General features: G+C 68.4%; 24 protein-coding genes. 11 read left to right on the top strand and 13 right to left on the bottom strand.

The genetic code is table 11. The annotated features are described in order from the left end of the window. Positions 1-56 precede the first annotated feature (56 nt). A complete protein-coding gene (djlA, locus tag QZ951_RS01785) occupies positions 57-881 on the bottom strand; it encodes a co-chaperone DjlA (protein ID WP_292997918.1) in 825 nt (274 codons plus the stop codon). 176 nt (positions 882-1057) lie between these two features. Here djlA and QZ951_RS01780 point away from each other — a divergent pair, with 176 nt between their 5' ends. Continuing rightward, a complete protein-coding gene (locus QZ951_RS01780) occupies positions 1058-1684 on the top strand; it encodes a peptidylprolyl isomerase (RefSeq protein ID WP_292997916.1) in 627 nt (208 codons plus the stop codon). Between the two features lie 39 nt (positions 1685-1723). Here QZ951_RS01780 and QZ951_RS01775 read toward each other — a convergent pair whose 3' ends face one another. After that, complete coding sequence (locus QZ951_RS01775) at positions 1724-2644, bottom strand: EamA family transporter (RefSeq protein WP_292997914.1); 921 nt, start codon at positions 2642-2644, stop codon at positions 1724-1726. 169 nt (positions 2645-2813) lie between these two features. Between QZ951_RS01775 and waaF the strand changes: the two genes are divergently transcribed. The 7 genes from waaF to QZ951_RS01740 all read left to right on the top strand — a co-directional run bounded on the left by waaF (position 2814) and on the right by QZ951_RS01740 (position 8685). Continuing rightward, complete coding sequence (gene waaF, locus QZ951_RS01770; protein ID WP_292997912.1) at positions 2814-3827, top strand: lipopolysaccharide heptosyltransferase II; 1014 nt, start codon at positions 2814-2816, stop codon at positions 3825-3827. 82 nt (positions 3828-3909) lie between these two features. After that, entirely contained in the window at positions 3910-4857 is a 948-nt protein-coding gene (locus tag QZ951_RS01765; RefSeq protein ID WP_292997910.1) for a branched-chain amino acid transaminase, read from the top strand. Positions 4858-4923: 66 nt separating this feature from the next. Then, positions 4924-5073, top strand: coding sequence for a hypothetical protein (locus QZ951_RS01760; protein ID WP_292997908.1), 150 nt, complete (start codon positions 4924-4926; stop codon positions 5071-5073). 5 nt (positions 5074-5078) lie between these two features. Continuing rightward, the gene (locus QZ951_RS01755; RefSeq protein WP_292997906.1) at positions 5079-5228 is read left to right on the top strand and encodes a hypothetical protein; all 150 of its coding nucleotides are present in this window, start codon (positions 5079-5081) and stop codon (positions 5226-5228) included. A gap of 5 nt (positions 5229-5233) precedes the next feature. Continuing rightward, entirely contained in the window at positions 5234-6664 is a 1431-nt protein-coding gene (hldE, locus tag QZ951_RS01750) for a bifunctional D-glycero-beta-D-manno-heptose-7-phosphate kinase/D-glycero-beta-D-manno-heptose 1-phosphate adenylyltransferase HldE (RefSeq protein ID WP_292997904.1), read from the top strand. Between the two features lie 80 nt (positions 6665-6744). Next, entirely contained in the window at positions 6745-7515 is a 771-nt protein-coding gene (locus QZ951_RS01745) for an HAD family acid phosphatase (protein WP_292997902.1), read from the top strand. Positions 7516-7743: 228 nt separating this feature from the next. Next, positions 7744-8685 carry a PHB depolymerase family esterase gene (locus tag QZ951_RS01740; protein ID WP_292997900.1) on the top strand — a complete coding sequence of 314 codons (942 nt, stop codon included), beginning with the start codon at positions 7744-7746 and terminating at the stop codon, positions 8683-8685. A gap of 112 nt (positions 8686-8797) precedes the next feature. Here QZ951_RS01740 and QZ951_RS01735 read toward each other — a convergent pair whose 3' ends face one another. From QZ951_RS01735 to QZ951_RS01705, 7 genes are all read right to left on the bottom strand, one after another. Continuing rightward, entirely contained in the window at positions 8798-9589 is a 792-nt protein-coding gene (locus QZ951_RS01735) for an alpha/beta hydrolase (RefSeq protein WP_292997898.1), read from the bottom strand. Positions 9590-9812: 223 nt separating this feature from the next. Continuing rightward, positions 9813-10451: a response regulator transcription factor gene (locus QZ951_RS01730; protein ID WP_292997896.1), complete on the bottom strand. Its 639-nt coding sequence runs from the start codon at positions 10449-10451 to the stop codon at positions 9813-9815. Then, complete coding sequence (locus QZ951_RS01725) at positions 10438-11730, bottom strand: sensor histidine kinase (RefSeq protein WP_292997894.1); 1293 nt, start codon at positions 11728-11730, stop codon at positions 10438-10440. Before QZ951_RS01725 ends, QZ951_RS01730 begins: the two co-directional genes overlap by 14 nt. Then, entirely contained in the window at positions 11730-12128 is a 399-nt protein-coding gene (locus QZ951_RS01720) for a hypothetical protein (protein ID WP_292997892.1), read from the bottom strand. The genes QZ951_RS01725 and QZ951_RS01720 overlap by 1 nt, the downstream gene beginning before the upstream one ends. Before the next feature lie 125 nt (positions 12129-12253). Further along, on the bottom strand, positions 12254-13144 hold the full coding sequence (locus QZ951_RS01715; RefSeq protein WP_292997890.1) for a carbon-nitrogen hydrolase: 891 nt from the start codon (positions 13142-13144) through the stop codon (positions 12254-12256). An 11-nt stretch (positions 13145-13155) separates the two neighbouring features. After that, entirely contained in the window at positions 13156-14184 is a 1029-nt protein-coding gene (locus QZ951_RS01710; protein ID WP_292997888.1) for an agmatine/peptidylarginine deiminase, read from the bottom strand. Positions 14185-14311: 127 nt separating this feature from the next. Further along, positions 14312-15019, bottom strand: coding sequence for a hypothetical protein (locus QZ951_RS01705; RefSeq protein ID WP_292997886.1), 708 nt, complete (start codon positions 15017-15019; stop codon positions 14312-14314). A 181-nt stretch (positions 15020-15200) separates the two neighbouring features. Here QZ951_RS01705 and QZ951_RS01700 point away from each other — a divergent pair, with 181 nt between their 5' ends. Continuing rightward, a complete protein-coding gene (locus QZ951_RS01700; RefSeq protein WP_292997884.1) occupies positions 15201-16610 on the top strand; it encodes a M28 family peptidase in 1410 nt (469 codons plus the stop codon). 357 nt (positions 16611-16967) lie between these two features. Here QZ951_RS01700 and QZ951_RS01695 read toward each other — a convergent pair whose 3' ends face one another. The 3 genes from QZ951_RS01695 to QZ951_RS01685 form a co-directional block, all read right to left on the bottom strand. Next, a complete protein-coding gene (locus tag QZ951_RS01695) occupies positions 16968-17132 on the bottom strand; it encodes a hypothetical protein (protein ID WP_292997882.1) in 165 nt (54 codons plus the stop codon). 146 nt (positions 17133-17278) lie between these two features. Continuing rightward, on the bottom strand, positions 17279-19051 hold the full coding sequence (locus QZ951_RS01690; RefSeq protein WP_292997880.1) for an asparagine synthase-related protein: 1773 nt from the start codon (positions 19049-19051) through the stop codon (positions 17279-17281). Beyond that, a complete protein-coding gene (locus QZ951_RS01685; RefSeq protein WP_292997878.1) occupies positions 19048-19752 on the bottom strand; it encodes a lasso peptide biosynthesis B2 protein in 705 nt (234 codons plus the stop codon). Before QZ951_RS01685 ends, QZ951_RS01690 begins: the two co-directional genes overlap by 4 nt. Before the next feature lie 367 nt (positions 19753-20119). Between QZ951_RS01685 and QZ951_RS01680 the strand changes: the two genes are divergently transcribed. Next, on the top strand, positions 20120-20995 hold the full coding sequence (locus QZ951_RS01680; protein ID WP_292997876.1) for an acyl-CoA desaturase: 876 nt from the start codon (positions 20120-20122) through the stop codon (positions 20993-20995). A gap of 140 nt (positions 20996-21135) precedes the next feature. Here QZ951_RS01680 and QZ951_RS01675 read toward each other — a convergent pair whose 3' ends face one another. Next, positions 21136-22446, bottom strand: a complete 1311-nt coding sequence (locus QZ951_RS01675; protein ID WP_292997874.1) for an alkaline phosphatase PhoX — start codon at positions 22444-22446, stop codon at positions 21136-21138. A gap of 116 nt (positions 22447-22562) precedes the next feature. Between QZ951_RS01675 and QZ951_RS01670 the strand changes: the two genes are divergently transcribed. Continuing rightward, a complete protein-coding gene (locus QZ951_RS01670) occupies positions 22563-23183 on the top strand; it encodes a pyridoxamine 5'-phosphate oxidase family protein (protein WP_292997872.1) in 621 nt (206 codons plus the stop codon). The last annotated feature ends 2 nt before the right edge of the window (positions 23184-23185 follow it).

Raw genomic sequence — 23185 nt, 5'->3', positions numbered from 1 at the left:
TCCCGGTTTCATCGCGCGAGTATCGATGATCGCTGGCCTTGCCGTGGCGACATCGATCAGGCGCTGGCCGTGGCGCGGCGGTGCTGCTCGATGCGGTCGTACGCGGCGGTGATCTGCCGGGTCTTTTCCTCGGCCATCGCCCGCATGCTTTCCGGCAGGCCCTTCGCGGCCAGCTTGTCCGGGTGGTTCTGGCTCATCAGCAGGCGATAGGCCTTCTTCACCTCGGCATCGCTGGCCGTCGGCGGCACGCCGATCACGGCGTAGGCGTCGGCCAATGCGTTCGGATCATTGCGGCGATGGCTGCCGCCGCTGCCGGCGGAGCCGCCGTCGCCACCACCGAACGGTCCGCCGCCGCGCAGCATCGCCTCGAGCATGGTCACGTCGTGCTCGGACAGTCCGAGCCGGCGCGCGATGCGCAGCAGCATCTCGTGTTCGGCCGGGTGGAGCGCGCCGTCGGCCGCGATGGCCGACACCTGCACCTGCAGGAACAACTGCTGCATCACGCGCTGGCCGCGCGTGACCTGGGCAAAGCGGTCGACCTCGGCGTCCAGATCGAATTCCGGTGCCTTGCCGCGATTGAACGCGCGCTTGGCCGCGTCGCGCGCCTCGCCGCTGAGCCGGAGCTGATCGAACAGCGCCTCGGCGACCTTGATCTCGTTGGCGGAGACCTGGCCATCGGCCTTGCACATCGCGCCCATCACCGCGAACGTCGCGTCGAGGAATTGCGACTGCACATTGGTGATCTTCTTGACCGCCGTGCGCAGCAGCAGGCGCCCGAGCAGCGGCAGCACCGCCCAGACGATCAGGGCGCCCCACAGCGCGCCTTTCCAGCCATTCACCGCGAGCCCGATCAGCCCGCCCACCACGATGAAGAAATTCATGCCGCGAGTTTAGCGCAGCGTTTTCGCGCCGTTGTTGCGCTGCGTCATTCAAGGGTCGGCGCCGGTCTTGGCGGCGCCAGCGGCAATGTGGTCCACTTTCGCCGCCCATTTCGTCGGTCGCCGCGCCCTGCGCGCCCGGTCGATGCCCACCCGAGCCCGTGAAAGTGCCCACACCCATGAACAAACTGCTTGCCCGCCTGCTGCTGGCCACCACCGCGCTGTTTTCGGCCGCCACCCTTGCCGCTGCCGCACCGGCCGATGCCGCGAAGCCGCTTGACCTCGAAAACACGATCTATCTCGACGTGCCGGCCGGCCGTGTGGTCATCGCGCTGCGTCCGGACCTGGCCCCGAAGCACGTCGCCCGGATCAAGGAACTGACCCGCAAAGGCTTCTACGACGGTCTGACCTTCCACCGCGTCATCGACGGCTTCATGGCCCAGACCGGCGACCCGTACGGCAACGGCAGCGGCGGCTCCGGCAAGACGCTGGCCGCCGAGTTCTCATCCGAGCATCACGGTCGCGGTGTCGTCTCGATGGCGCGTGCCTCGGACCCGAATTCGGCCGACAGTCAGTTCTTCATCATGTTCGGCGACGCGCCGCGCCTCGACGGTCAGTACACCGTCTGGGGCAAGGTCGTCAGCGGCATGGAATTCGTCGACGCGATCAAGAAGGGCGATCCGTCCGCCAACGGCGCGGTCAACGACCCGAGCAAGATCGTGAAGATGCAGGTCGCGGCCGATGTCGAGAAGCCGGCTCCGGCGAAGAAGTCGAAGAAGAAGGCGGCGGCGAAGAAGGACGCCTGATCGCACCGGGCCACGCGCAGCCGCCCGGCGGCGCGTGGCTCAGGCTGCGGCCGGCTTGACCGGCCGCGTGCCGAGATACACCCCGAGCGCGGCGACGAAGAAGCCGATGATCTCGATCCGGGTCAGCACTTCGCCCAGCGTGAAGTGGCCCATGATCGCGCCGACCGCCGGCACCAGATAGAACAGCGCGGCCACCTGCGTCGCCGCGCCATTGCGGATCAGCAGGAACAGCAGCGCGAAGCCGCCGACCGAGTTCACCAGCACGATCCAGCTGCTGGCCAGCCAGAACCTCGTGCTGCCATCGAAGGACAGCCCTTCCAGCCCGAGCGCCAGCGGCAGCAGCACGGCCGCGCCGGCGACGTTCTGGATGAACAGGCCGACTCTGAGATCGACCTGCGAGCCGAAGCGCTTCTGGTACAGCGTGCCGCAGGAAATGCCGAGCAGGCCGACCAGCAGGGCGACGATCGACCAGATGTCCGCACGGGCATCGGCGATGCTGTCGCCGATCACCAGCCAGACGCCGCTGAAGCCGACGGCGAGCCCGAGCCCTTGCAGCCGGCCGATCCGTTCGCCCAGCAGGAGCGAGAACGCCGACACGCTCAGCGGCATCGCGCCGATGACGAGGGCCGCGAGGCTGGCACTGGCGCCGAGCCGCATCGCGCCGTAGACCCCGCCGAACTGCATCGCCAGTTGCAGCAGGCCGACGACGGCGCTGTGCCGGCCTTCGCGCCAGCCCGGCCAGACCACGCGGCCAACCACCGCGAGCACGCCGAAGATCACGGCCGCAGCGGCGAAGCGCAGGCACAGTGCGGTGAACGGGCCGCTGTGGCCGACCACGATCTTGCCGGCCGGGTAGCCGGTGCACCAGATCACGACGAAGCTCAGGCCCATGACGGCGGCCAGCCACGGGCGAGCGGAGGAGGCGGGTGCTGGGGATGCCGCGGAAGTCACGGAACGCATCGTCGGGCAGGTCGGGTAGGCGGCACCGGGTGAAGTGGAGGCCGCGGCGGGCGCGCAAGGATAAGGCGGCTTGCTGCGCCGCGATAAACTGCCGCGACCGGCGGCACCGTCGTCGGCCCTGATCGAACCCCGGCCCCGTCCGCGCAGCCCGCCGCTGAATCCTGACCCGATGGCAAATGACCTGTTGATCGTCGGACCGGCCTGGGTCGGCGACATGGTGATGGCGCAGTCGCTGTTCATCCGGCTGCGGCAGCAGCATCCGGATGCCGCGATCGACGTGCTGGCCCCCGGCTGGTCGCTGCCGATCATCGGCCGCATGCCGGAGGTTCGCCGCGGCATCGAACTGCCGTTCGCCCATGGCGAGTTCAACTTCGGCGGGCGGCGCCGGCTCGGAATGTCGCTGCGCGATCAGCGCTATGGCCAGGCCATCGTGCTGCCGAACTCGTGGAAATCTGGCGTCGTGCCGTTCTTCGCCAACATTCCGCGGCGCACCGGCTATGCCCGCGAACTGCGCTACGGCCTGCTGAACGACCTGCGCCGGCTCGACAAGTCGCTGTTGAAAACCACGCCGCAGCGCTTCGTCGCGCTGGCCGACGACGGGGATGCCGGGGCTGCGCCGACGGTGCCGGCGCCGCGCTTCCGGGCCGATCCGGCGAGCGCGCTGCGGCTGGTGCGCGATCTGGAGCTGGGCTCTGAGCCGGCCGTGGCGCTGATGCCAGGGGCCGAATACGGCCCGGCCAAGCAGTGGCCGGCCGAGCACTTCGCCGCACTCGCCACCCAGCTGGGGCAGCGTGGCGTGCGCAGCTGGATCATCGGCTCGGCCAAGGAACAGGCGCTGGGCGAGGCCATCGCGCAGGCCTCCGACGGTGCCGCGATCAACCTCTGCGGACGCACCAGCCTGGTCGACGTGATCGATCTGGTCAGCGTCGCGCAGGCAGTGGTCTGCAACGATTCGGGGCCGATGCACATCGCCGCCGCGGCCGGCGCGAGGGTGGTCGCGATCTACGGTTCGTCGACGCCGGATCACACGCCGCCGATGACGCCGACCGCCGTCATTCACTACCTGCGGCTGTCGTGCAGCCCGTGCTTCGAGCGGGTCTGCCCGCTGGGCCACACCCACTGCCTGAAAGAAATCCGCCCGGATGCCGTTTTCGGCAGTGTTCGGGCGCTTGCCAATTTATAATGCGCGGCTCATCAGCAACACCCCGGACGCCCGCAGCACTCCATCCACCGGTCCGGACCGCGAAACTTCGAGGATTGATGCAATGACGACGATGGCCGACCGTGATGGTTTCATCTGGCTGGACGGTGAAATGGTGCCGTGGCGCGAAGCCAACACCCATGTCCTGACCTACACGCTGCACTACGGCGTCGGCTGCTTCGAAGGCGTTCGCGCGTACCACACGCCGACCGGCACGGCGATTTTCCGGCTGGAAGACCACACCAAGCGCCTGTTCAACTCCGCGAAGATCCTCGGCATGAAGATGCCGTTCTCGCACGAGGTGATCAACGAGGCTTGTCTGGAAGTGCTGCGCACCAACAAGCTGAAGGAAGCCTACCTGCGGCCGATGGTGTTCTACGGTGCCGAAGGCATGGGCCTGCGGGCCGACAACCTGAAGACCCACGTCATGGTCGCCGCCTGGACCTGGGGCGCCTACCTCGGTGCGGACAACGTCGAGCGCGGCATCCGCGTGCGCACGTCGAGCTACACCCGCCACCACGTCAACTCGATGCTGTGCCGGGCCAAGGCCAACGGCAACTACATCAACTCGATGCTGGCGCTGAACGAGGTGATCAAGGACGGCTACGACGAGGCGATCCTGCTCGACATGAGCGGCCACATCGCCGAAGGCAGCGCCGAGAACATCTTCCTCGTGAAGGACGGCGCGCTGCACACGCCGGACCTGAACTCCTGCCTCGACGGCATCACCCGCAAGACCATCATGCAGCTCGCTGCCGACGAAGGCATCGAGGTCAAGGAGCGCCGCATCACGCGCGACGAGCTGTACATCTGCGACGAAGCCTTCTTCACCGGCACCGCCGCCGAAGTGATGCCGATCCGCGAAGTCGACAACCGTGCCGTCGGCAACGGCACGCGCGGCCCGATCACCGCCAAGCTGCAGGCGCTGTACGCGGCCACGGTCAAGGGCCAGCGCAGCGAATACCCGGAGTGGCTGGCCTACACCAACGCCGCCGCCGCCAAGGCCGCCTGACCGGTCGCGCCGCGTGAGCTTCCGGGATGCAGTGATCGCGGCGGCTCACGGCGCCCGGTGACGAGCATGCAGACTGCGATCCCCCGATTTTCCGACGCCCGGGTGCTCGTCGCGGGCGATGGTGAGGCGAAGCGTTTTGACGATGCCTTGAATGGCATCGTCAGCTTCGCCAAACGCCTGGCCGCGTGCGGTCAGGCGGCTCACGGCGCCCGGTGACGAGCATGCAGACTGCGATCCCCAGATTTTCCGACGCCCGGGTGCTCGTCGCGGGCGATGGTGAGGGGAAGCGTTTTGACGATGCCTTGAATGGCATCGTCAGCTTCTCCGAACGCCTGACCGCGAGCGGTCAGGCGGCTCACGGCGCCCGGTGACGAGCATGCAGACTGCGATCCCCCGATTTTCCGACGCCCGGGTGCTCGTCGCGGGCGACGTGATGCTCGACCGCTACTGGGTCGGGCCGACCGGCCGCATCTCGCCGGAAGCGCCGGTGCCGGTCGTGCGCATCCAGAAGGACGAGACCCGTCCGGGCGGTGCCGCGAACGTGGCGCTGAACATCGCGTCGCTCGGTGGCCAGACCCGGCTGCTGGGCGTGGTCGGGCGCGACGAGGCGGCGGCGAAGCTGCGCACCGAACTGCTGGCGCGTCAGGTCATCCCGGTGTTCACCGACACCGCGTCGTGTCCGACGATTACCAAGCTGCGCGTGCTGAGCCGCAACCAGCAGCTGATCCGGCTCGATTTCGAGGAATCGCTGGCGGTCGACGGCGCCTTCAACCGTGCCGACTACCTCGCCAGCTTCAAGGCGGCGCTGGACGACGCCCAGGTCGTGATCCTGTCCGATTACGGCAAGGGCACGCTGGTCGACACGGTGGCGATGATTGCCGCCGCCCGCGCCGCGAACCGGCCGGTGCTGGTCGATCCCAAGGGCAGCGACTGGCGGCCGTACCGCGGCGCGACCCTGATCACGCCGAACCTGTCGGAGCTTGAAGCGGTGGTCGGCCCGTGCCCGGACGAGGCGACGATCGTCGCCAAGGGCACGAAGCTGCGCGATGACCTCGGTATCGACGCGCTGCTGGTCACCCGCAGCGAGAACGGGATGACCCTGCTCGCGCCGAACCAGCCACCGCTGCACCTGCCGACCGAAGCGCGCGAGGTGTTCGACGTCACCGGCGCCGGCGACACCGTGATCGCGACCTTCGGCGCCGCGCTCGCCGCCGGGCACGACTTCGCGCACGCCGCGCGCATCGCCAATCTCGCGGCCGGCATCGTCGTCGGCAAGCTCGGCACGGCCACCGTCACGCAGGCCGAGCTGCTGCGCGCGATCCGCCGCCAGCACGAGGACGACAGCGCAGTGCTGAGCGAGCCGGAGTTGCTGGAGCGGGTCCGTCACGCGCAGGGGCAGGGGCAGGTCGTGGTCATGACCAACGGCTGCTTCGATCTGCTGCATGTCGGCCACGTCCGCTATCTGGAGGCGGCGCGCAAGCTCGGTGACGTGCTGGTGGTGGCGGTCAACACCGATGACTCGGTCAAGCGCCTGAAGGGCCCGACCCGGCCGCTGAACACCACCGACGACCGCATGCGGATGCTGGCGTCGCTGAAGTGCGTCGACTGGGTCGTACCGTTTTCGGAAGACACGCCGCTGCGGCTGATCACCGCCGTGCTGCCTGATCTGCTGGTCAAGGGCGGCGACTACCGGCCCGAGCAGGTCGCGGGACACGAGGTGGTGAAGGCGAACGGCGGGCAGGTCGTGATCCTCGATTTTCACGACGGCTATTCGACGACCCGGATCATCGAGCGCGCGCGCGGCTAGCGGCGGACGTGTTCGGGGGTGGCGGCTCCATGCCGCGGCCACTACGCTGGCGGCTGACCCTCCGCCACGTCCCGTTCGCCATGCTTCGTCCGTTCCTGCTTGCCGCCGCCGCGCTCCTCGCCGGCTGTTCCACTCTCGGTGTCGAACGCGCGACCGAGTCGCCGTATCCGCCGGACTTCAAGACCAGTTGCAGCCGCCTCGATGCCCGCGGCGACGCCAGCCGCGCGCTGCGCTGGTATCGGGTGTCGGCCGAGCAGAAGGTCGCGTACCGGCAGGCCTATCAGCGCGCCACGCAGTTGGTCGAGCAGGCGGCGCAAGGCCGCACGCCGGGCACCTGGGCGGTGATCGCCGATGCCGATGAAACGCTGATCGACAACAGCGTGTTCGAGTGCGAATCGCAGTTCCGCCACTGGACGACGTTCGACGACGCCCGCTGGACGCAGTGGGTCGAAGCCCGGCTGGCCACGGCGTTGCCCGGCGCGGTCAGTTTCAGTGAAGTGGTGCGCAAGCTCGGCGGCAAGCTGATCGTGGTCAGCAACCGCGAAGCGCCGAAGCATCTGCAGGCGACCCGCGAGAACCTCGCGGCGATCGGCATCCAGTTCGATGCCGTGCTGCTGTCGACCGGCGCGAAGGATCGCGACAAGACCCGCCGCTTCGAACAGGTGCAGAAGCGCGGCATTCCGGACGCGAAGCTGCCGCCGCTGGCGGTCGTGCTGTTCGTCGGCGACAACATCAAGGACTTTCCGGACCTGACGCAGGCGAACTCGGGCGATCCGGGGCGCTTCGGTCGCGATTACGTGCTGCTGCCGAATCCGACCTATGGCTCGTGGGAGCGCACGCGGCTGCGCTGACCCGCGCGACCGGGCCGCTGACCGTTCACGGCCGCTGCTCCGCCGCCTGTCTGTTGACAACTATTTCACAGGATGACCGGTAGCGGGAAACCGACCGACGCGCTCAAGTTCTTGATTTGTGCAAGGAAGCGCGCGCGCGAGGCCTCTAGACTTCAAACCGAGGCATCGCCAGCCGCGCGGTGCGCACAGACAGATCGCGGCATCAATCGTTCAGGTGGAGTCCCCAACATGCTGATCCAGAAACTCGTGTCCGGAGCCCGTCGTCGGCTCGCCCAGATCGCCGCTGTCGTGCTCGCCGCCGGCGCCACGACCGTCATGCCGGCTCAGGCCCAGTTGTCCCGCCTGATCCCGGTCGATGGCGTCACCAGCTTCGAGACGCAGGTCCAGTTCGATGGCCGCCAGAACCGCGTGCTGTACATCCGCCCGGTCGCGAACCCGGTTGGCCGCGTGCCGGCGATGGTCGTGCTGCACTACGCCGGTGGCGATCCGGAAGAGATGGCGAATCTGATCGCGATCAGCCAGCTGGTGCGCGACACCGGCATCTGGGCCGTCATTCCGGATGCGCTGGGCCGCACCTGGAGCTTCGATCCGGTGCGTGATCGCCGCAAGGCGGACGATGTCGGCCTGATCACCACGATCATCGATGGCACCGTCGCGGCGTATCCGATCGATTCCCGCCGCGTCTGGATGTTCGGCTTCTCCGCCGGCGGCTTCATGACCATGCGCTACGTCTGCGAGCGTCCGAACCGCATTGCCGCCGCCGCCTACGTGTCGTCGACCCTGCTGAACACGCTGCGCGACAACTGCGCGCCGTCGCTGCCGACGCCGGTTCTGGCGATGAACGGCACGGCCGATACCCGCGTCAACTACAACCAGCGCATCGGCCTGTCGTCGGCACCGGACAGCGCGCTGTTCTTCGCCAACCTCAACCGCTGCCTGACGCCGCCGGTGCACACCTTGCTGCCGGATGTCGCGAACGACCGCACCACGGTCGAACTCGACAGCTACAACAGCTGCGCCAGCAACGACCCGGTGCGCTTCTACACGATCAATCGCGGCGGCCATACCTGGCCGGGCAACGACTACCAGATCGGCCTGATCGGCCGCACGACGCAGGACATCGACGGCACCCGCGTGATCTACGACTTTGTGCGCAACTTCTCGCGCTGAGCCACGGTGTGAAAAAGCCGCGTCCGGCGCGATCCGGGCGCGGCTTTTTCATGTCCGGGAGCGATCGTTGCCGCCAAGGCCGGGCCGCCAATGCCGGCGCAGGTGCTGCGCCTCAGTCGAACAGGAAACCGCGCAGCGCAGCCACCAGGGCCTCGGGCTGCTCGATGCCGGCCATGTGGCCGCAATCGAGTTCCAGATAGTCGCTGCCGGCAATGGCCTGACGCAGCGCCCGAGCATTTTCCACCGGCACCAGCTGGTCCTGACGGCAGCCGATGACCAGGGTCGGCGCGACGATCTTCGGCAGTTCCGCGCGCAGGTCGACGACCAGATCGAGCTCCAGCTGACGGCGGATGTCGCTGGACGGCTGCCAGCGCAGCAGCTCCGCGACACCGACCTCGCCGATGGTGCTGAGGAAACCCGGGCTGAACGCCAAGGTCGTGGCCAGCCGCACGAATGCGGCGGGATCGGACTGGTGCAGGTCCAGCCACAGGCGGATGCCGAGCTGCAGACGCGCGTCGGCGCTGCTCGGCCAGCCGGCCAGCAGCACCAGCCGGCGGATGCGCCGCGGCTCGCGCGCGGCGTAGGCGGCCGCGACGACCGCGCCGAGCGAAAAGCCGATGACATCGACGACGCCATCCGGCGCCGCATCGTCGGCGACGGCACCGACCTGCCGCGCCAGCAGCTCGACGGTCAGCGGCGCGCCGGCGTCGATTCCGGCGTCCCAGGCGCCATTGCTGCCGGAATAGCTCGGCATCAGCAGCGTGCGCTGGTCACCGAGCTTCGGGGCAAGGCTGGCCCAGCTGCTGCGGCCGTCGCCGCCGGTGCCGTGGATCAGCAGCAGCGGCGGGCCGCTGCCGGCCCGTTCGTAAGGCACGGTGAAATCGGGATTCGAGACGCTGGGCATGGTCAACGAGAGAGGCGGAAGTCGGGCCGGAAAGAGCGTCGCCATCGGTACCGTGGCAGGCGATGGCCGCGTGATCGGCGAATCAGGTCACCAGTATCGCCGCAGAGCGCCTTCTCTGCCGCTGCGCGTGGCCGCCCGTGTCCCGTTCGATGCCGGGTTGGCCGGAAAGGCCGGCCGAATGACGGGCCTGTCGATCGTGCGGCAGTGGCGGCCGGCTGAACGCCTACAGCCAGCCTTTCTGGCGCGCCATGCGATAGGCCTCGATCCGGTTGGCCGCGCCGAGCTTGCCGATTGCCTCCGACAGGTAATTGCGCACCGTGCCGTGCGACAGGTGCAGCTGCGCGGCGATGTCGGCCGAGGCCACGCCTTCGCCGGCCAGCCGCAGCACGCGGCGCTCGCGCTCGTTCAGCGGATCCGGCTCGGACCAGGCTTCGAGCGCCAGCTGCGGATCGATCACCCTCGCGCCGCGGCTGACCTTGCGCAGCGCTTCGGCCAGCTGTTCGGCCGGTGCGTCCTTCAGCAGATAGCCGACCACGCCGGCATCGAGCGCGCGCCGCAGGTAGCCGGCGCGGGCGAAGGTCGTGACGATCACGACGCGGGTCTTGAGCCCGCGCTCGGCGATGCGTGCCGCCAGCTCCAGGCCGCTGAGCTTTGGCATCTCGATGTCCGACACCAGCAGGTCCGGCTTCAGTTGTTGCAGCGCCAGCCATGCCGCTTCGCCATCGGCGCAGGCCCCGACCACGTCGATGTCCGGCTCCAGATTCAGCAGTGCCGACAGCGCGCCGCGCACCATCGCCTGATCCTCGGCCAGCAGCACGCGCAGCGCCCCGAGCTGCTTGCCGCTCGCGCTATCCGGGTTCATGGGCGATCACGGCGGCGGCGGGTTCCTGCATCGGTGCAGCATCGGAGGCGCGCGCTTGCGGACTGGCAGCGGCCTGCTGCGCTTGCGGCAGGCGCAGGCGCAGCGTCGTGCCGCGGCCGGCCGGGGATTCGACGACAAGACTGCCACCGAGCGCCGCCAGCCGCTGCTGCATGCCTTGCAGGCCATTCCCGTAGCGGCGCGGGTCGACGCCGCCGCAGCCGTCGTCGGTCACGCGCAGCTCGATCAGGCCCGGCTCCTGACGCAGTTCAAGCTGCACCTGCCGGGCGTTGGCGTGTCGATGGATGTTGGTCACCGCTTCGCGCAGGCACATCGCCAGCGCGGCGTCGATTTCGGCGGGCAGCGGGCCGATCGGCTCGATGCCGGACAAGGCCACGTTCGACGATTCCAGCAGCAGGCGCGCGGAAACCTGCTCGGCCGCGAGGCCGGTCGCGCGGATGCCGGTGACTGCGGTGCGGACCTGCGCCAGCGAATCGCGCGCCACGGTATGCAGCTCGCGCAGTTCGCGGCGTGCGGCAACCGGGTCCCGCTCGAACAGGCGATCGGCCAGTTCGCTCTTGATCGCGATGAGCGACAGCGTGTGCCCGAGCAGGTCGTGCAGGTCGCGGCCGATGCGTTCGCGCTCCGCACTCGCGGCGAGGCGCCGCACTTCCGCCTGCGTCAGGCGCAGCGCGTGGTCGTGACGGGCATCGATGATGAAGAACAGATTGATCAGCGAGATGGCGGCACAGGTCAGCACGGCGCCGCCGGTGCCGAGCAGCGGCCAGCCATTGACCAGCGACAGCGCCACGAACGCGGCCATGTACGCGCCGAGCAGCATCAGCGCCGTCCGCGGCGGCCGCTCGTACATCAGCAGCACGCTCGCGTAGATGATGTACGACCAGCTCTGGATCACCGGCACCGAGATCAGCGCGAACGCCGCGAGCGCCGCGGTCAATCGCTGCAGATGCCGCCGGTCGCGATACCAGGCGCTTAGATACAGCCACAGGAACGGCAGCACCGAGGCGTAGGTGATCAGCAGCTGCGACCACTTGAACGAATTGCCGAACCACGGCGCGGCGAACACCCAGAACAGCCAGACCAGGTTGATCACCGGAAACCAGCTGTTGCTGGACAGTCGGCCGCCGCGGCCGATGACGATCGCCAGACAGTTCGGATGTGGCTTGAGCAGGCGTTCGAGCATCGATGGCGGCACCAGCAGATCGTCGTGATGCTGACGATCCCCGTGGGCCGGTGCAAGCGCGGGCGCTGGTCGACTCATCACAGCCACCAGACGGCCGGGCCGCGCGTCTTGAACCGTCGGCGCTCGCTGCCGGCGTCGGCCGGCTCGCGGTCGGCGCGCGCAGAGCCGGCGGCGATGTCGGCCGTCATGTCGTCATGGCGTGTCTGCTCATTGGGGACGGCCGCCGGACGCGCCTCGTGCTGCCGTGCCATGACCGACCACGGCGTGACGCGCGCCCCGTTCGCTCCGCCGTGATCGGCACCACGCTGCGTCCACGGCAGACCGAACAGCGAAAACATGATGGCGAACCACAGGCCGACGATGAACCGGCGGATGCCGGCGCGGATCAGCAGCGGCAGAACGGTCTGGAAGGCGCTCTGGGTGACGGTCTGGATGGCCAGCTTCAGCGTGGCGACGGCATCGGGCGACGGGCGCATCGGAAAGTCCTCCATCGGGTACGGGTGCGATGGGGAAATGCTCGCGCCGCGCGCGGTCCGGCAGCAGTTTCCGGCGTCAGCAAACGCGGATGACAAACGTCATCCGCGTGGCTCCGCGTTCGCGGTCAATCGCGGAAGCGCTTGACCAGATCGCCGTAGGCCTCGATCCGGCGGTCCCTGAGGAATGGCCACCAGCGGCGCACGTTCTCGGAGCGGGCGAGGTCGATGTCGACCACGAGCACTTCCGGCTGATCGGTCGATGCGCGCGCGAGAAACTCGCCCCGCGGCCCGGCGACGAAGCTGGTGCCCCAGAAGCGCTGGCCCGGCGTCTGGCCGGTCGGGTCCGGCTCGTGGCCGATGCGGTTCGCAACCAGCACCGGCAGCCCGTTGGCCACGGCATGCGCGCGCTGGATCGTCACCCAGGCCTCGCGCTGGCGTTCGCGCTCGTCCTCGGGGTCTTCCGGATTGTTGCCGATCGCCGTCGGGTACAGCAGCAGATCGGCCCCGGCCAACGCCATCAGCCGCGCGGCCTCCGGATACCACTGGTCCCAGCAGACCAGCAGGCCGAGCTTGCCGACACTGGTCGCGATCGGCGTGAAGCCGAGGTCGCCCGGCGTGAAGTAGAACTTCTCGTAGTAGCCGGGATCGTCCGGGATATGCATCTTCCGGTACTTGCCGACCATCGTGCCGTCGCGATCCATCACCACGGCGGTGTTGTGATACAGCCCCGGCGCACGGCGTTCGAACAGGCTGCCGACGAGCACGATGTCCAGTTCCTTGGCCAGCCGGCCCAGCCACTCGGTCGACGGCCCGGGAATCGGCTCGGCCAGATCGAACAGATCGGTCGACTCGTGCTGGCAGAAGTACAGCGAGGTATGCAGCTCCTGCAGCATCACCAGTTTCGCGCCGCGCGCCGCCGCGTCGCGCACGCCGGCCTCGCTGGCGGCGATGCTGACCGCACGGTCGTTCGAGCAGGCTTGCTGGACCAGCCCCACGCGCAGGGTTTTCGCAGTCATCGTCGATCTCCTCAGGCGCCGGCCGGCAGCTGCATCGTGATGCAGTGCAGGCCGCCGTATTGCTGGATCAGCGCGTTGCAGTCGATGCCGATCACTTCGCGATCCGGGAACAGCGGACGCAGGCGGCGCAGCGCTTCCTCGTCGAGCGGCTGGCCGTAGATCGGCACCAGCACGGCGCCATTCATGATCAGGAAATTGGCATAGCCGGCGGGCAGGCGACGGCCATCGTCGGCGTCGACGATCGGCGCCGGCAGCGGCAGGCCGACCAGCTTGTACGGACGGCCCTGCCAGTCGCGCAGCGCCCGCAGTTCCGCCTCCATCGCCGCCAGGTCTTCGTAGTGCGCGTCGGACGGGTCTTCGCAGGCCTGATAGGCGATCGTCGTCGGATCGCAGTAGCGGGCGATGGTGTCGATGTGGCCGTCGGTGTCGTCGCCGATCAGATCGCCATGCTTCAGCCACAGCACGCGGTTCAGCCCGAGCTGCGCTTTCAGCACGTCCTCGATCTGCTCGCGGTTCAAGTGCGGGTTGCGCGTGGGTGCCAGCAGGCAGCGCTCGGTGGTCAGCAGGGTGCCGTGGCCGTCGACTTCCAGCGCGCCGCCCTCGAGCACGAAATCGATCGTCTCGACAGGCGACTGCCAGGCGCCGTACTGCTCGAGTTTCCGGGTCAGCGCGTTGTCGCGCGCCGCCGAGAACTTGTTGCCCCAGCCATTGAACGTGAAGTCCAGATGGACGAAGCCATTGCCGCGCCGGACCGTGATCGGCCCGTGGTCACGCGCCCAGACATCATCGTTCGGCACTTCATGGACGATCAGGCGCTCGCGCGGGACGCCGGCGGCGATCAGCTGCGCCTGCAAGGCATCGCCCTGTTCCGCGACGTTCACGTGAAGGTTCTGGAAGCGGGTGATGGCCTGTGCGATCGCGATGAAATTGCGCTCCACGGCCGGGAAATGGCGCGCGAAGTCACCGTCGCGACGCGGCCAGGTCAGCATGATCGCGGCTTGCGGCGCCCACTCGGGCGGCAGGGTCTGGGCAAAGGTCATCGAAGGAAGGATCGGGGTGAAAGAGTCGCGCGGCAGCGGGCAGAGCCTGCGGGCCGCGAATGATGAAAGCATGAACGGCGGCGCGCCGGCTGCGCAACCGCAACCGGACGGCGCTCGGGCGACGGCGTCAGTTCGCCGTGGTCTTCAGCTGGTCGGCGTGGAAAATCTGCGCTGGCCGACCGGGCACCACGGCATCGACGACATGCGCGTTCTCGAAGAACACCGAGAAGCCCGGATAGTCCCAGCGCGTGATCGGCGGCTGCACCGGCGATGCGCCGCCGACGGCCGGATAACGCTTCGTCGGCTGTCCGTAAGTCTTGACCACGGCCGCCTGCGTCGCGCCGCGCGTCGGCAGCACGACCGCGGGTGCGGCCTGCTCGCGGTCCGCCGTTGCCGTCGGGATCGACAGTTCGTCAGCGCGGGCCGGCCAAGCCGCGACACCTGCCAGCAGCAGCCCGAGGGCCAGAATTCTGTTTTGCATAGAAGGACTTGCCGTCGAAACCCGGTGAAAAGGATAGCACCCGCGCGAACGCCTCCCAAGCGGCGAAGGCGGCGCGACACGGGCGTTCGTCGCGGCAGCGCGGCCGTGCATCGCGCCGACGGCGGCGTGCGCAGCGGTTCCCGGCGTCGCGCAGCCTGTCTGGCCGGCCTCGGCCGGCTGAACGAAATGGCATAAATCGGGGATTGACGGACATATCGAAGAATCCGGCCCGGATCGACCATCGCTGCGCTGCATGAGCAGCCTCGGCATCCGTTTCCAGCGGTCGCCCGTAACCGAATCAGTCACCGGCGAGCCGCCATTGCGCTTGCCGACGATGCCGGCCGATGCAGTCATCGCCGGTCACCAGTTCACCCAGGGGTTGGAAGGTTGCCGGTTCGTCGCAAGACGAGCCGGTTTTTTTTGCCCGGCGCTGGCCGCTGCCCGTCTTTTCGCGAAAAGCCGCGCAGTTTCATCGCCGGAGCCGCGAATCGGGCGATAAGCTCGCGCATCGTCCTTTCCCCGCAGGCATTCGCCGATGAACCCCGTTTCGACCGCTGTCGCAACCGCTGCCGTTGCCCTGATTCTGCCCGTCGTCGCCCGGGCTGCCGAGCCGCCGCCAGCCGAGGCCGCGCTGTCGCCCATACCCGCCGCATTGCCGGCCATTGCCGATGCCGTGAGCCCCGCCGCGCTGCGGGCGACGATCGAGAAGCTGGTCAGCTTCGGCACTCGCCACACCTTGTCCGAGACCCGGTCCGACAAGCGCGGCATCGGCGCTGCACGGCGCTGGGTCGCGGCGGAGTTCGGCCGCATCGGCCAGGCCTGCGGCGGCTGTCTGGACATCGTCACGCCGTCCGATGTCGTCACCGGCAAGCGCGTGCCGACGCCGACCGAAGTGGTCAACGTGCTGGCGATCCAGCGCGGCAGCCGCGAGCCGAACCGGGTCGTGATCATTGCCGGCCATCTCGATTCCCGGGTCAGCGAGGTGATGAACTTCAAGAGCGACGCGCCCGGTGCCAACGACGATGCCTCCGGCGTTGCCGCCGCCATCGAAGCGGCGCGCGTGCTGTCGAAGCATCGCTTCGGCGCAACCCTGGTCTACGCCGCGCTGTCCGGCGAGGAGCAGGGACTGCTCGGCGGCAAGATCCTCGCCGACTACGCCAAGGCGCAGGGCTGGCAGGTGGTGGCCGATCTGAACAACGACATCGTCGGCAATTCCACCGGACAGGATGGCGTCACCGACACCACCACAGTCCGCGTGCTTAGCGAAGGCACGCGTCGCACCGAAACGCCGGAGCAGGCCAGGCAGCGCGGCTACAACGGCGGCGAAGTCGATTCGCCATCGCGCAACATCGCGCGCTACATGGCGCGTCTGGCCGACGAAAACCTCAGCAACTTCAGGGTGCAGATGATCTACCGCACCGATCGCTACGCCCGCGGCGGCGATCAGGTGCCGCTGCTCGAAGCCGGCTACCCGGCGGTGCGCGTGTCCGAACCGCACGAGCACTACCACCGCCAGCATCAGGATCTGCGCACCGAAAACGGCGTGACGTTCGGCGACACCATCGACGGCGTCGATTTCGACTATCTGGCGCAGGTCACCCGTCTGAACGCGATCACGATGGCCTCGATGGCCGCCGCACCGGCGCCGCCGAGTGGTGTCGAGATCGAAGGGGCGGTGACGCCCGACACCGTGGTCAAGTGGAAACCCGTCACCGGTGCCGCCGGCTATCGCGTCTGGTGGCGCGACACCACCGCCCCGCAATGGCAGCACTCGCGCCGCGTCGGCGCCGACGCCACGTCCACGAAGCTCGCCAACATCGTCATCGACAACTGGTTCTTCGGCGTCTCCAGCATCAGCACCGACGGCGCCGAGAGCCCGGTCGTGTTCCCCGGCTTCGTCGGCAGTTTCGATGCGCCGGTGGCGGCGGCTGCGGGCACGAACTGACGGCCCGGTCGATCTCGATGGCGACCGCTCGCGACTGATCGCGGGCCGAATTCGCGAGTCGGCTCAACGATCCGCCTGCCTGCGGCGAGTTTCAGATCGTCGATCCCGAAGGCCGCCTGATCAGGACGTCGGTCGCGACGGTCGGACGGGCTTTCATGGTGAATGTGGCGCGCGCCTTGGATGGCGCGCGAATGTCCGCTCGTTCGACGGCTGTGTCCGGCGGTAGAACGAAGTCGTCGGCCGCCATGAAGCGTGAGGTGCTTCCGACATCGTTTCCTGCACGTCGCGGCCACGAGGGCCGGGCCGAAACGGTCAGGCCCGCCGTGTTCGCGCGGGCCTGACCGAACGCCTGTCGCCTCAGCCCTTGCCGTGGTCCTTGCGGACGGTCGATGCGGTACGGACCCGCGTGATCTTGTGATCGGTGGTGCCGTGGGTTTCGGGCGTGTGCGGGTAGCTGCCCTTGGTCAGGACGACGGCCGAGCCAAGGTCGTGCACTCGCGGTGCGCTGTACGTTTTCTTCATGTCATCTCCTTCTGCGGGGTGAAGACTGGAAACGAAAGAACTGCACGATGCCGACATGCAGCGCGAGACCACCCAACGGAACCGGACGCTGCTACCGGCAGAATTTGGCAGCACCGGCCGGAAACGCTGTCAAAGGCCGGGATTGTTCATATGCCCACCACTTCCGGGTTTGCCGCTGGCCGATCGGCGCGATGCGCGCACAGCCCCTGCAGCCAGGCTTCCAGTGCTGCCGCAGCCAGGAACAGCGAAACACCTTCGATCTGCCCGAGGCGCGCGCGACGGACGGCGTCCTGCCAGCGCGCGGCATCGACCAGCCCGTGCTCGATGAGCTGCGGCTGGCGCGTCAGCAGATCGAACCACGCCGGCGAACGGCGAAAGCCTTCGAGCACCGGGCGCGTCATCACGGCCTTGTCGACGCGATCGCGCACCTCGGCCGGCAGCAGCGCGTGCATGGCACGGCGCTGCAGATGCCGATCGCCGTCCGGCCGCAGCTTCTGCCGCCACGGCAGCGCGTACAGGAACTCGACCAGCGGCCGGTACATCAGCGGATAGCGGAACTCGAATCCGCGCACGGCCTGATGCGCGTTCTGGCTGATCAGCGCCGAGAAATCGTGGACGCGCTCGATGAAGTACTGCCGGCTTGGCGACGATCCATGGTCCGGTGGCTCGCATCGCGCGTCGGCGGCCGCGGCCCGGAAGCGGCGCAGGAAGTCGGGCGCGATCCATTCCGGCACCGGGATCGTGAAGCGCGGCGACACCGGTTGCCGTCGCCAATGGCGCCAAGCCGGCGTCCAGGCGTAATGACCGAACAGGAAGCGCAGCGAGCGCCGGTGCTCGGCATGAGCCTGCCAGTCCTTGAGGCCCTGCCACAGCGCGCGGCCATCCCCGCGCTGCAGGTGGTCGGCCAGATCGAGCGGAAACAGGCCATCGCCGATCATCACGTGATCGCCGCCATTGCCGGACAGCATCACCTGCACGTCATGCTCGCGCATCAGGTCTTCGTAGCGCTCGATGAACGCGGTGTACGGCAGCACCAGGTTCGGCTCGCCGTGGAAGGTCGTGGGCACGCGCGCGAACGGGGGCGTCTGCTGGATGTCGAGCCGATGCGCGGGATAGCCGGTGCGCGCGGTCACGGCCTCGATGTACGGCGTTTCGTCGGCTTCCTGACAGTGCGGAAACACGAACGACAGCGTTTCGAGCCCGGTGATGCCGGCATCGGCCGCCGCGCAGACGATCGATGACGAATCCTGCCCGCCGGACAGCTCCGACCAGGTCCGCCCGGTTGCCGGAATGCATTGGCGCAGCCCTTCGGCCAGCAGTTCGCGAAAGCGTGCTTCGTGCTCGCGATCCGTGGCATCCGGCACGTCCGGCGCCTGACTGAGCCGCCACGAGCGGATCTGTTCGAGCCTGCCCGGTGTCCAGCGCAGGCTGTGCCCGGGGATCAGTTTCGCGATGTTGACGAACGGCGTGCGGTCGAAGGCATGCGGGGCGAAAGTCAGATGTTCGCCGAGATAGCGCGTGTCCAGCGCGCCGGGCTCGACGATCGTCAGCAGCGCGTCCAGATGCGAGGCGAACGCGAGGCGTTCGCCATCACCGCTGTAGAACAGCGGCTGCAGGCCGAGGCCGTCGCGGGTCAGCAGCAAGGTCTGCGCGGCTGGATCGAACAGCGCCACGGCGTACTCGCCCAGCACGTGGGCATTCAGGTCGGCTCCCCAGCGCCGGTACGCGACGGCACACAGCGCGGCGTCGTCCTCGTGCTCGCCGATCAGCCCCAGGGCGCGGCCTTCGCGCAGCAGCGTCTGCCGGTTGCCGATGAAGCCGCGCAGCAGCACCTGCAGTCCATCGCGCAGCAGCGGGGCCGGCTGCGCCGTCAGCGCCGCCTGCGGCGTGCGCGCCACCCGGCCCGCGAAGCGGCTCATGCGCCGGTGGTCGCGATCACGGTCATGCGGCCGGCGTCCGGATCGTTCAGCACCGGCTCGCCGTCGCATTCGACCCAGGCGTGCATCGTCAGCGGATAGCGCTCGACCCCGATCCGATGCCGCACCGGCAGGCCGAGACCGTGCAGGAAGCGGTACATCGCCATCGAGCGCGGCAGGCAATCCTGCGGCGCGCTCTTCAAGATGAAGAAGTTCTCCGCGCGCAGGAAGGCCGCTTCCGCACGCTGCAGCAGTTGCGCATCCGGCTGGCCCGCGCCGCGCGGCATCGCTGCCAGCCGCTGCGCCGCGCCATGCAGGCCATGGAAGCCGCCGGTTTTCAGGGTCATCCAGCTCGCCAGCAAGGCCAGCCAGGCGCGCAAGGTCAGGAAATGGCGGCCGGCTGCAACCGCGCTTGCGCTGCGTGGCACCACCGGCAAGGCCGGCGCGGCCGGCGCATCGTCCCAGTAACCGTTGGCGCGGCATGACGCGAGGAACTGCGCGAAGTCCTGCGCCACCTGATCGCGCGCCGCGTCATAGCGGGCGCTGATGTCGTCGACGATCTGCTCCGGCGTCCGGTCCCGGCACATGCCATCCCACATCTCGGCCGCGACGTCCTCGATCAGCAGATAGCGCCCGGCGCGGATATCGAGCAGCACGATGACATCGTCGATCTGCACGTGCCGGATGTGTTCGCTGACCGCCATCGCCGGATGCTCCGCTGCTGCCAAGGCTGTCGGCAGTGTTCACGAAACACGGTGTCGCGATCAATCCACGGCGATGACGCGGCGGCGTGGCGCTCGGCGGCATCGTTCGCGGTGCTGCGCGTCGTGATTCGGGGGTGTCTTCGACCGGCGTTCGGGCCAGGTGCCGCTTTGGCGTTCGACGCCGCGCGGCCGTATCGTAGGACGAAGGAGATGCGCTGAAGTGATGCTCCCAGACCATGGAACAAGGGGCGTGGCGATGGAGATTGCCGAGCGCTGTGCGCAGCACCGGGTTCGATCGACCGGCAACGACAGTGTTCTGATCGGACACGTCGTCTGGGAACCGGTCCGGTCGCTGTGGTTTTCAGCCATGGCGGTCTCGGCCGTGGTGGGTGGCGCGCTGTGGTTTTCGTGGGCTGCGTTCGCGCTGTTCGTCGGCTCGACGATGCTGGTGTTGCTGCTGGGCCATTCGGTGGGCATGCATCGCAAGCTGATCCACCGCAGTTTCGATTCGCCGCAGTGGCTCGAATACCTGCTGGTCTATTGCGGCGTGCTGGTCGGGCTGGCGGGACCTCTGGGTTTGCTGCGCAGCCACGAGTTGCGCGATTACGCGCAGCGTCGGCCCCTGTGTCATGACTTCCTCGCGCATCGCAGCGGCTTGTTTCGGGATGCCTGGTGGCAGTTGCATGGCGACCTGAAGCTCGCGAACCCGCCGGATATCCGCATCGAGCAGGCCATCGCCGACGACCGCTTCTACCGATTCCTGCAAGCCACCTGGATGGCGCAGCAGTTGCCGTGGGCGTTGCTGCTGTTCGCCTGGGGCGGCTGGGGTTTCGTGTTCTGGGGTGTCTGTGCACGGGTCACGGCCGGCGTGTTCGGACACTGGCTGATCGGCTACCTCGCGCACAACCACGGCGGCGTGCCCGTGATGGTTTCCGGCGCTGCGGTGCAGGGGCGCAACATCCGCCTGACCTCGCTGCTGACGATGGGCGAGTGCTGGCACAACAATCATCACGCGTGGCCGGGCTCCGCAAAGCTCGGATTGCGGGCCGGCGAATGGGACCCCGGCTGGTGGTTCCTGTGCGCGCTGGCGCGGGTGGGGCTGGCGTGGAATCTTCGCCTTCCCGAAGATCAACCATTCCGGGCGGAGCTGGTGGTCTTGCCGCCATCGGCACGCGCCCCCGCAGCTCCCGCGAAGCCGATTCGCAGATGCTTGCAAGCGTTCCGCCCGAGGACGATCCGGTGACGCCTGCGCCGGCTGCCGCCACGTCGCCGATCCGAGCCTTGCCGTTCCTGTTGTGCTGGCCCTTGCTGGCGGGTGCGCTGACCGGGATCGTCATCCGGCTGCATAGACAAGCCCCCCCAACGGGTGCGGCCGCGACTGCACTAGCTCGCCAACCACGGCCCCTCGACGGCGTAGGTGATGCCGTCGACCCCGGTACGGCCGCTGGTGCCGCGCTGGGAACTGAAATAGAAGAAGCGGCCGTCCGGCGAGAATGCCGGGCCGGTGACCTCGGAGCCGGCGTGTGCGGGCCCGAGCTGCACCAGCGGCTGGATGCGGCCGTCCGGGCGAATGGCGACGACCTGCGCATCGGCGGCCTGGTCTTCGGAGACGACGATGTCGCCGCGCGGCGTCAGCACGATGTTGTCGACGCTGCTCAGCACCGGCGCGGAAAAGCCGGCGTCGTCGTAGATCACTTCGATGCGCTGCGCAGCGACATCCAGCGCCCAGACGCGGCGGTCGCCCTTGGTCGCAAAGTAGACGATGCCGCGCTGGTACCAGACGCCTTCGCCGCCATCGAAGGCGAAGCTGTCAGGTGCCTGCAGGCGCGTCGGGGTGCCGAACAGCACGCCGCCGAGCACCGGGTTCGGGTTGGCGATGTCGAGCCATTCGACCGCCCAGCGGCCGCCGCGGCCTTCGGCGTTGACCGTGGCCGGGTCGGCAAGGATGCGCAGCGCCTGCAGCCGTCCGGCGGTGAGATCGGCGCGGCCGCCGATGTTCGGCGTGGTCGGCACGAAGCGGTAGAAGCGGCCGTCCGGCTGGTCCTCGGTCAGGTAGACGATGTTGCTGGTGGCATCGACGGTGGCCGCTTCATGCGAGAAGGTGCCGAGCGCCGGCAGTCGGCGCGGCGCATCGACCCCGAACGGATCGCATTCCCAGATCACGCCGAGATCGTATTCCTCGCCGCTCAGCCAGGTGTTCCACGGCGTGACGCCGCCGCCGCAGTTCAGGCGGCTCTGGGCACCGGGGAGAATGTTGTAGGCACGGCTGATCTGGCCGCTGGCGTCGAATTCGATGGCATCGACCCCGCCCGGCAGGAACTCGCGGTTCGAGGTGTAGACCCAGCCGCCACCCGGGCGCGCGAACACGGCCCCGGCATCGGGATCGGTATGCCAGCGGAAGTTGGTTCCGGGCACGACTTGCCCGGCTTGCCCGATGACCCGCGCCGTGAAGCCCGGCGGCAGCAGCAGGCCGTTGGCGTCCGGCGTCGGAGACAGATTGCCGAGCGTGCCGCTGAGCGCGGGTGCAGTGCTGGCCAGCGGGCCGCCACCGCCACTGCAGCCGCTCAGCGAGCCGCCGATGGCGACGAGGCCGAGGCCCAGAAAGCTGTCGCGCAGGAAGCGGCGACGATCGAGCGTCTGCTGCAGCATCGGAGCGGAACGGCGCCAGCGGCCGGAATGGGAATCGAACTGCATGGAAAACCTGCCGGTGTCGAAATCGGAACGGGAAATGAAGAACAATGCCGGTCACGATATTGAGCTTCAGTGACTGCGCCGTGACAAGCCGCAGTCATCACCGACGGAACGACCCGATGCCGCACCGCTACGCAGAACTCGCCTTCACGCCCGCCGTGAAGGCCGTGCAGGACAACTACGGCGCCCTGCATGACAACGAGCGCTACCAGTCCGATTTCGGCCCGAATGCGCAGCTGACGCAGGTGGAAGCGGCGTTCATCGCCCATCGCGATCACTTCTATCAAGCCAGCGTCGGCGAAACCGGCTGGCCTTACGTGCAGCATCGCGGCGGGCCGCCGGGCTTTCTGAAGCCGCTGAATCCGAAGACCCTGGCCTATGCCGATTTCCGTGGCAATCGCCAGTACATCTCCGCTGGCAATGTCGCCGGCAATGACCGTGTGGCGCTGTTTCTCGTCGATTATCCGAGCCGCCAGCGGCTCAAGATCCTCGGCCGGATCAAGCTGGTGGACATCGCCGAGGCCGATCCGAAGCTGGTCGACCTGCTGCGGCCGTACCCGTACCGTGCGGCGATGGAGCGCGTGGCGCTGATCACGGTCGAAGCCTTCGACTGGAACTGCAACCAGCACATCACGCCGCGCTACACCGATGCCCAACTGCGGCAGGTCGTCGGGCCGCTGGAAGCCCGAATCGCGGCGCTGGAAGCCGATCTGGCCGCCGCGCGCGCCGCGAACGGCTGATC

This window comes from Nevskia sp. (assembly GCF_021732705.1).
In the GTDB taxonomy this organism is placed as follows: Bacteria; Pseudomonadota; Gammaproteobacteria; order Nevskiales; family Nevskiaceae; genus Nevskia.
The sequence above is the reverse complement of the archived record's forward strand: the minus strand, read 5'-3'. Positions and strand labels throughout refer to the sequence as shown.

Excerpts from the sequence above, each read along its gene's own strand:
- djlA (WP_292997918.1), bottom strand. The coding sequence starts at position 881 with ATGAATTTCTTCATCGTGGTGGGCGGGCTGATCGGGCTCGCGGTGAAT.
- QZ951_RS01780 (WP_292997916.1), top strand. The coding sequence starts at position 1,058 with ATGAACAAACTGCTTGCCCGCCTGCTGCTGGCCACCACCGCGCTGTTT.
- QZ951_RS01775 (WP_292997914.1), bottom strand. The coding sequence starts at position 2,644 with ATGCGTTCCGTGACTTCCGCGGCATCCCCAGCACCCGCCTCCTCCGCT.
- waaF (WP_292997912.1), top strand. The coding sequence starts at position 2,814 with ATGGCAAATGACCTGTTGATCGTCGGACCGGCCTGGGTCGGCGACATG.
- QZ951_RS01765 (WP_292997910.1), top strand. The coding sequence starts at position 3,910 with ATGACGACGATGGCCGACCGTGATGGTTTCATCTGGCTGGACGGTGAA.
- QZ951_RS01760 (WP_292997908.1), top strand. The coding sequence starts at position 4,924 with ATGCAGACTGCGATCCCCCGATTTTCCGACGCCCGGGTGCTCGTCGCG.
- QZ951_RS01755 (WP_292997906.1), top strand. The coding sequence starts at position 5,079 with ATGCAGACTGCGATCCCCAGATTTTCCGACGCCCGGGTGCTCGTCGCG.
- hldE (WP_292997904.1), top strand. The coding sequence starts at position 5,234 with ATGCAGACTGCGATCCCCCGATTTTCCGACGCCCGGGTGCTCGTCGCG.
- QZ951_RS01745 (WP_292997902.1), top strand. The coding sequence starts at position 6,745 with ATGCTTCGTCCGTTCCTGCTTGCCGCCGCCGCGCTCCTCGCCGGCTGT.
- QZ951_RS01740 (WP_292997900.1), top strand. The coding sequence starts at position 7,744 with ATGCTGATCCAGAAACTCGTGTCCGGAGCCCGTCGTCGGCTCGCCCAG.
- QZ951_RS01735 (WP_292997898.1), bottom strand. The coding sequence starts at position 9,589 with ATGCCCAGCGTCTCGAATCCCGATTTCACCGTGCCTTACGAACGGGCC.
- QZ951_RS01730 (WP_292997896.1), bottom strand. The coding sequence starts at position 10,451 with ATGAACCCGGATAGCGCGAGCGGCAAGCAGCTCGGGGCGCTGCGCGTG.
- QZ951_RS01725 (WP_292997894.1), bottom strand. The coding sequence starts at position 11,730 with ATGAGTCGACCAGCGCCCGCGCTTGCACCGGCCCACGGGGATCGTCAG.
- QZ951_RS01720 (WP_292997892.1), bottom strand. The coding sequence starts at position 12,128 with ATGCGCCCGTCGCCCGATGCCGTCGCCACGCTGAAGCTGGCCATCCAG.
- QZ951_RS01715 (WP_292997890.1), bottom strand. The coding sequence starts at position 13,144 with ATGACTGCGAAAACCCTGCGCGTGGGGCTGGTCCAGCAAGCCTGCTCG.
- QZ951_RS01710 (WP_292997888.1), bottom strand. The coding sequence starts at position 14,184 with ATGACCTTTGCCCAGACCCTGCCGCCCGAGTGGGCGCCGCAAGCCGCG.
- QZ951_RS01705 (WP_292997886.1), bottom strand. The coding sequence starts at position 15,019 with ATGACTGCATCGGCCGGCATCGTCGGCAAGCGCAATGGCGGCTCGCCG.
- QZ951_RS01700 (WP_292997884.1), top strand. The coding sequence starts at position 15,201 with ATGAACCCCGTTTCGACCGCTGTCGCAACCGCTGCCGTTGCCCTGATT.
- QZ951_RS01695 (WP_292997882.1), bottom strand. The coding sequence starts at position 17,132 with ATGAAGAAAACGTACAGCGCACCGCGAGTGCACGACCTTGGCTCGGCC.
- QZ951_RS01690 (WP_292997880.1), bottom strand. The coding sequence starts at position 19,051 with ATGAGCCGCTTCGCGGGCCGGGTGGCGCGCACGCCGCAGGCGGCGCTG.
- QZ951_RS01685 (WP_292997878.1), bottom strand. The coding sequence starts at position 19,752 with ATGGCGGTCAGCGAACACATCCGGCACGTGCAGATCGACGATGTCATC.
- QZ951_RS01680 (WP_292997876.1), top strand. The coding sequence starts at position 20,120 with ATGGCGGTCTCGGCCGTGGTGGGTGGCGCGCTGTGGTTTTCGTGGGCT.
- QZ951_RS01675 (WP_292997874.1), bottom strand. The coding sequence starts at position 22,446 with ATGCAGTTCGATTCCCATTCCGGCCGCTGGCGCCGTTCCGCTCCGATG.
- QZ951_RS01670 (WP_292997872.1), top strand. The coding sequence starts at position 22,563 with ATGCCGCACCGCTACGCAGAACTCGCCTTCACGCCCGCCGTGAAGGCC.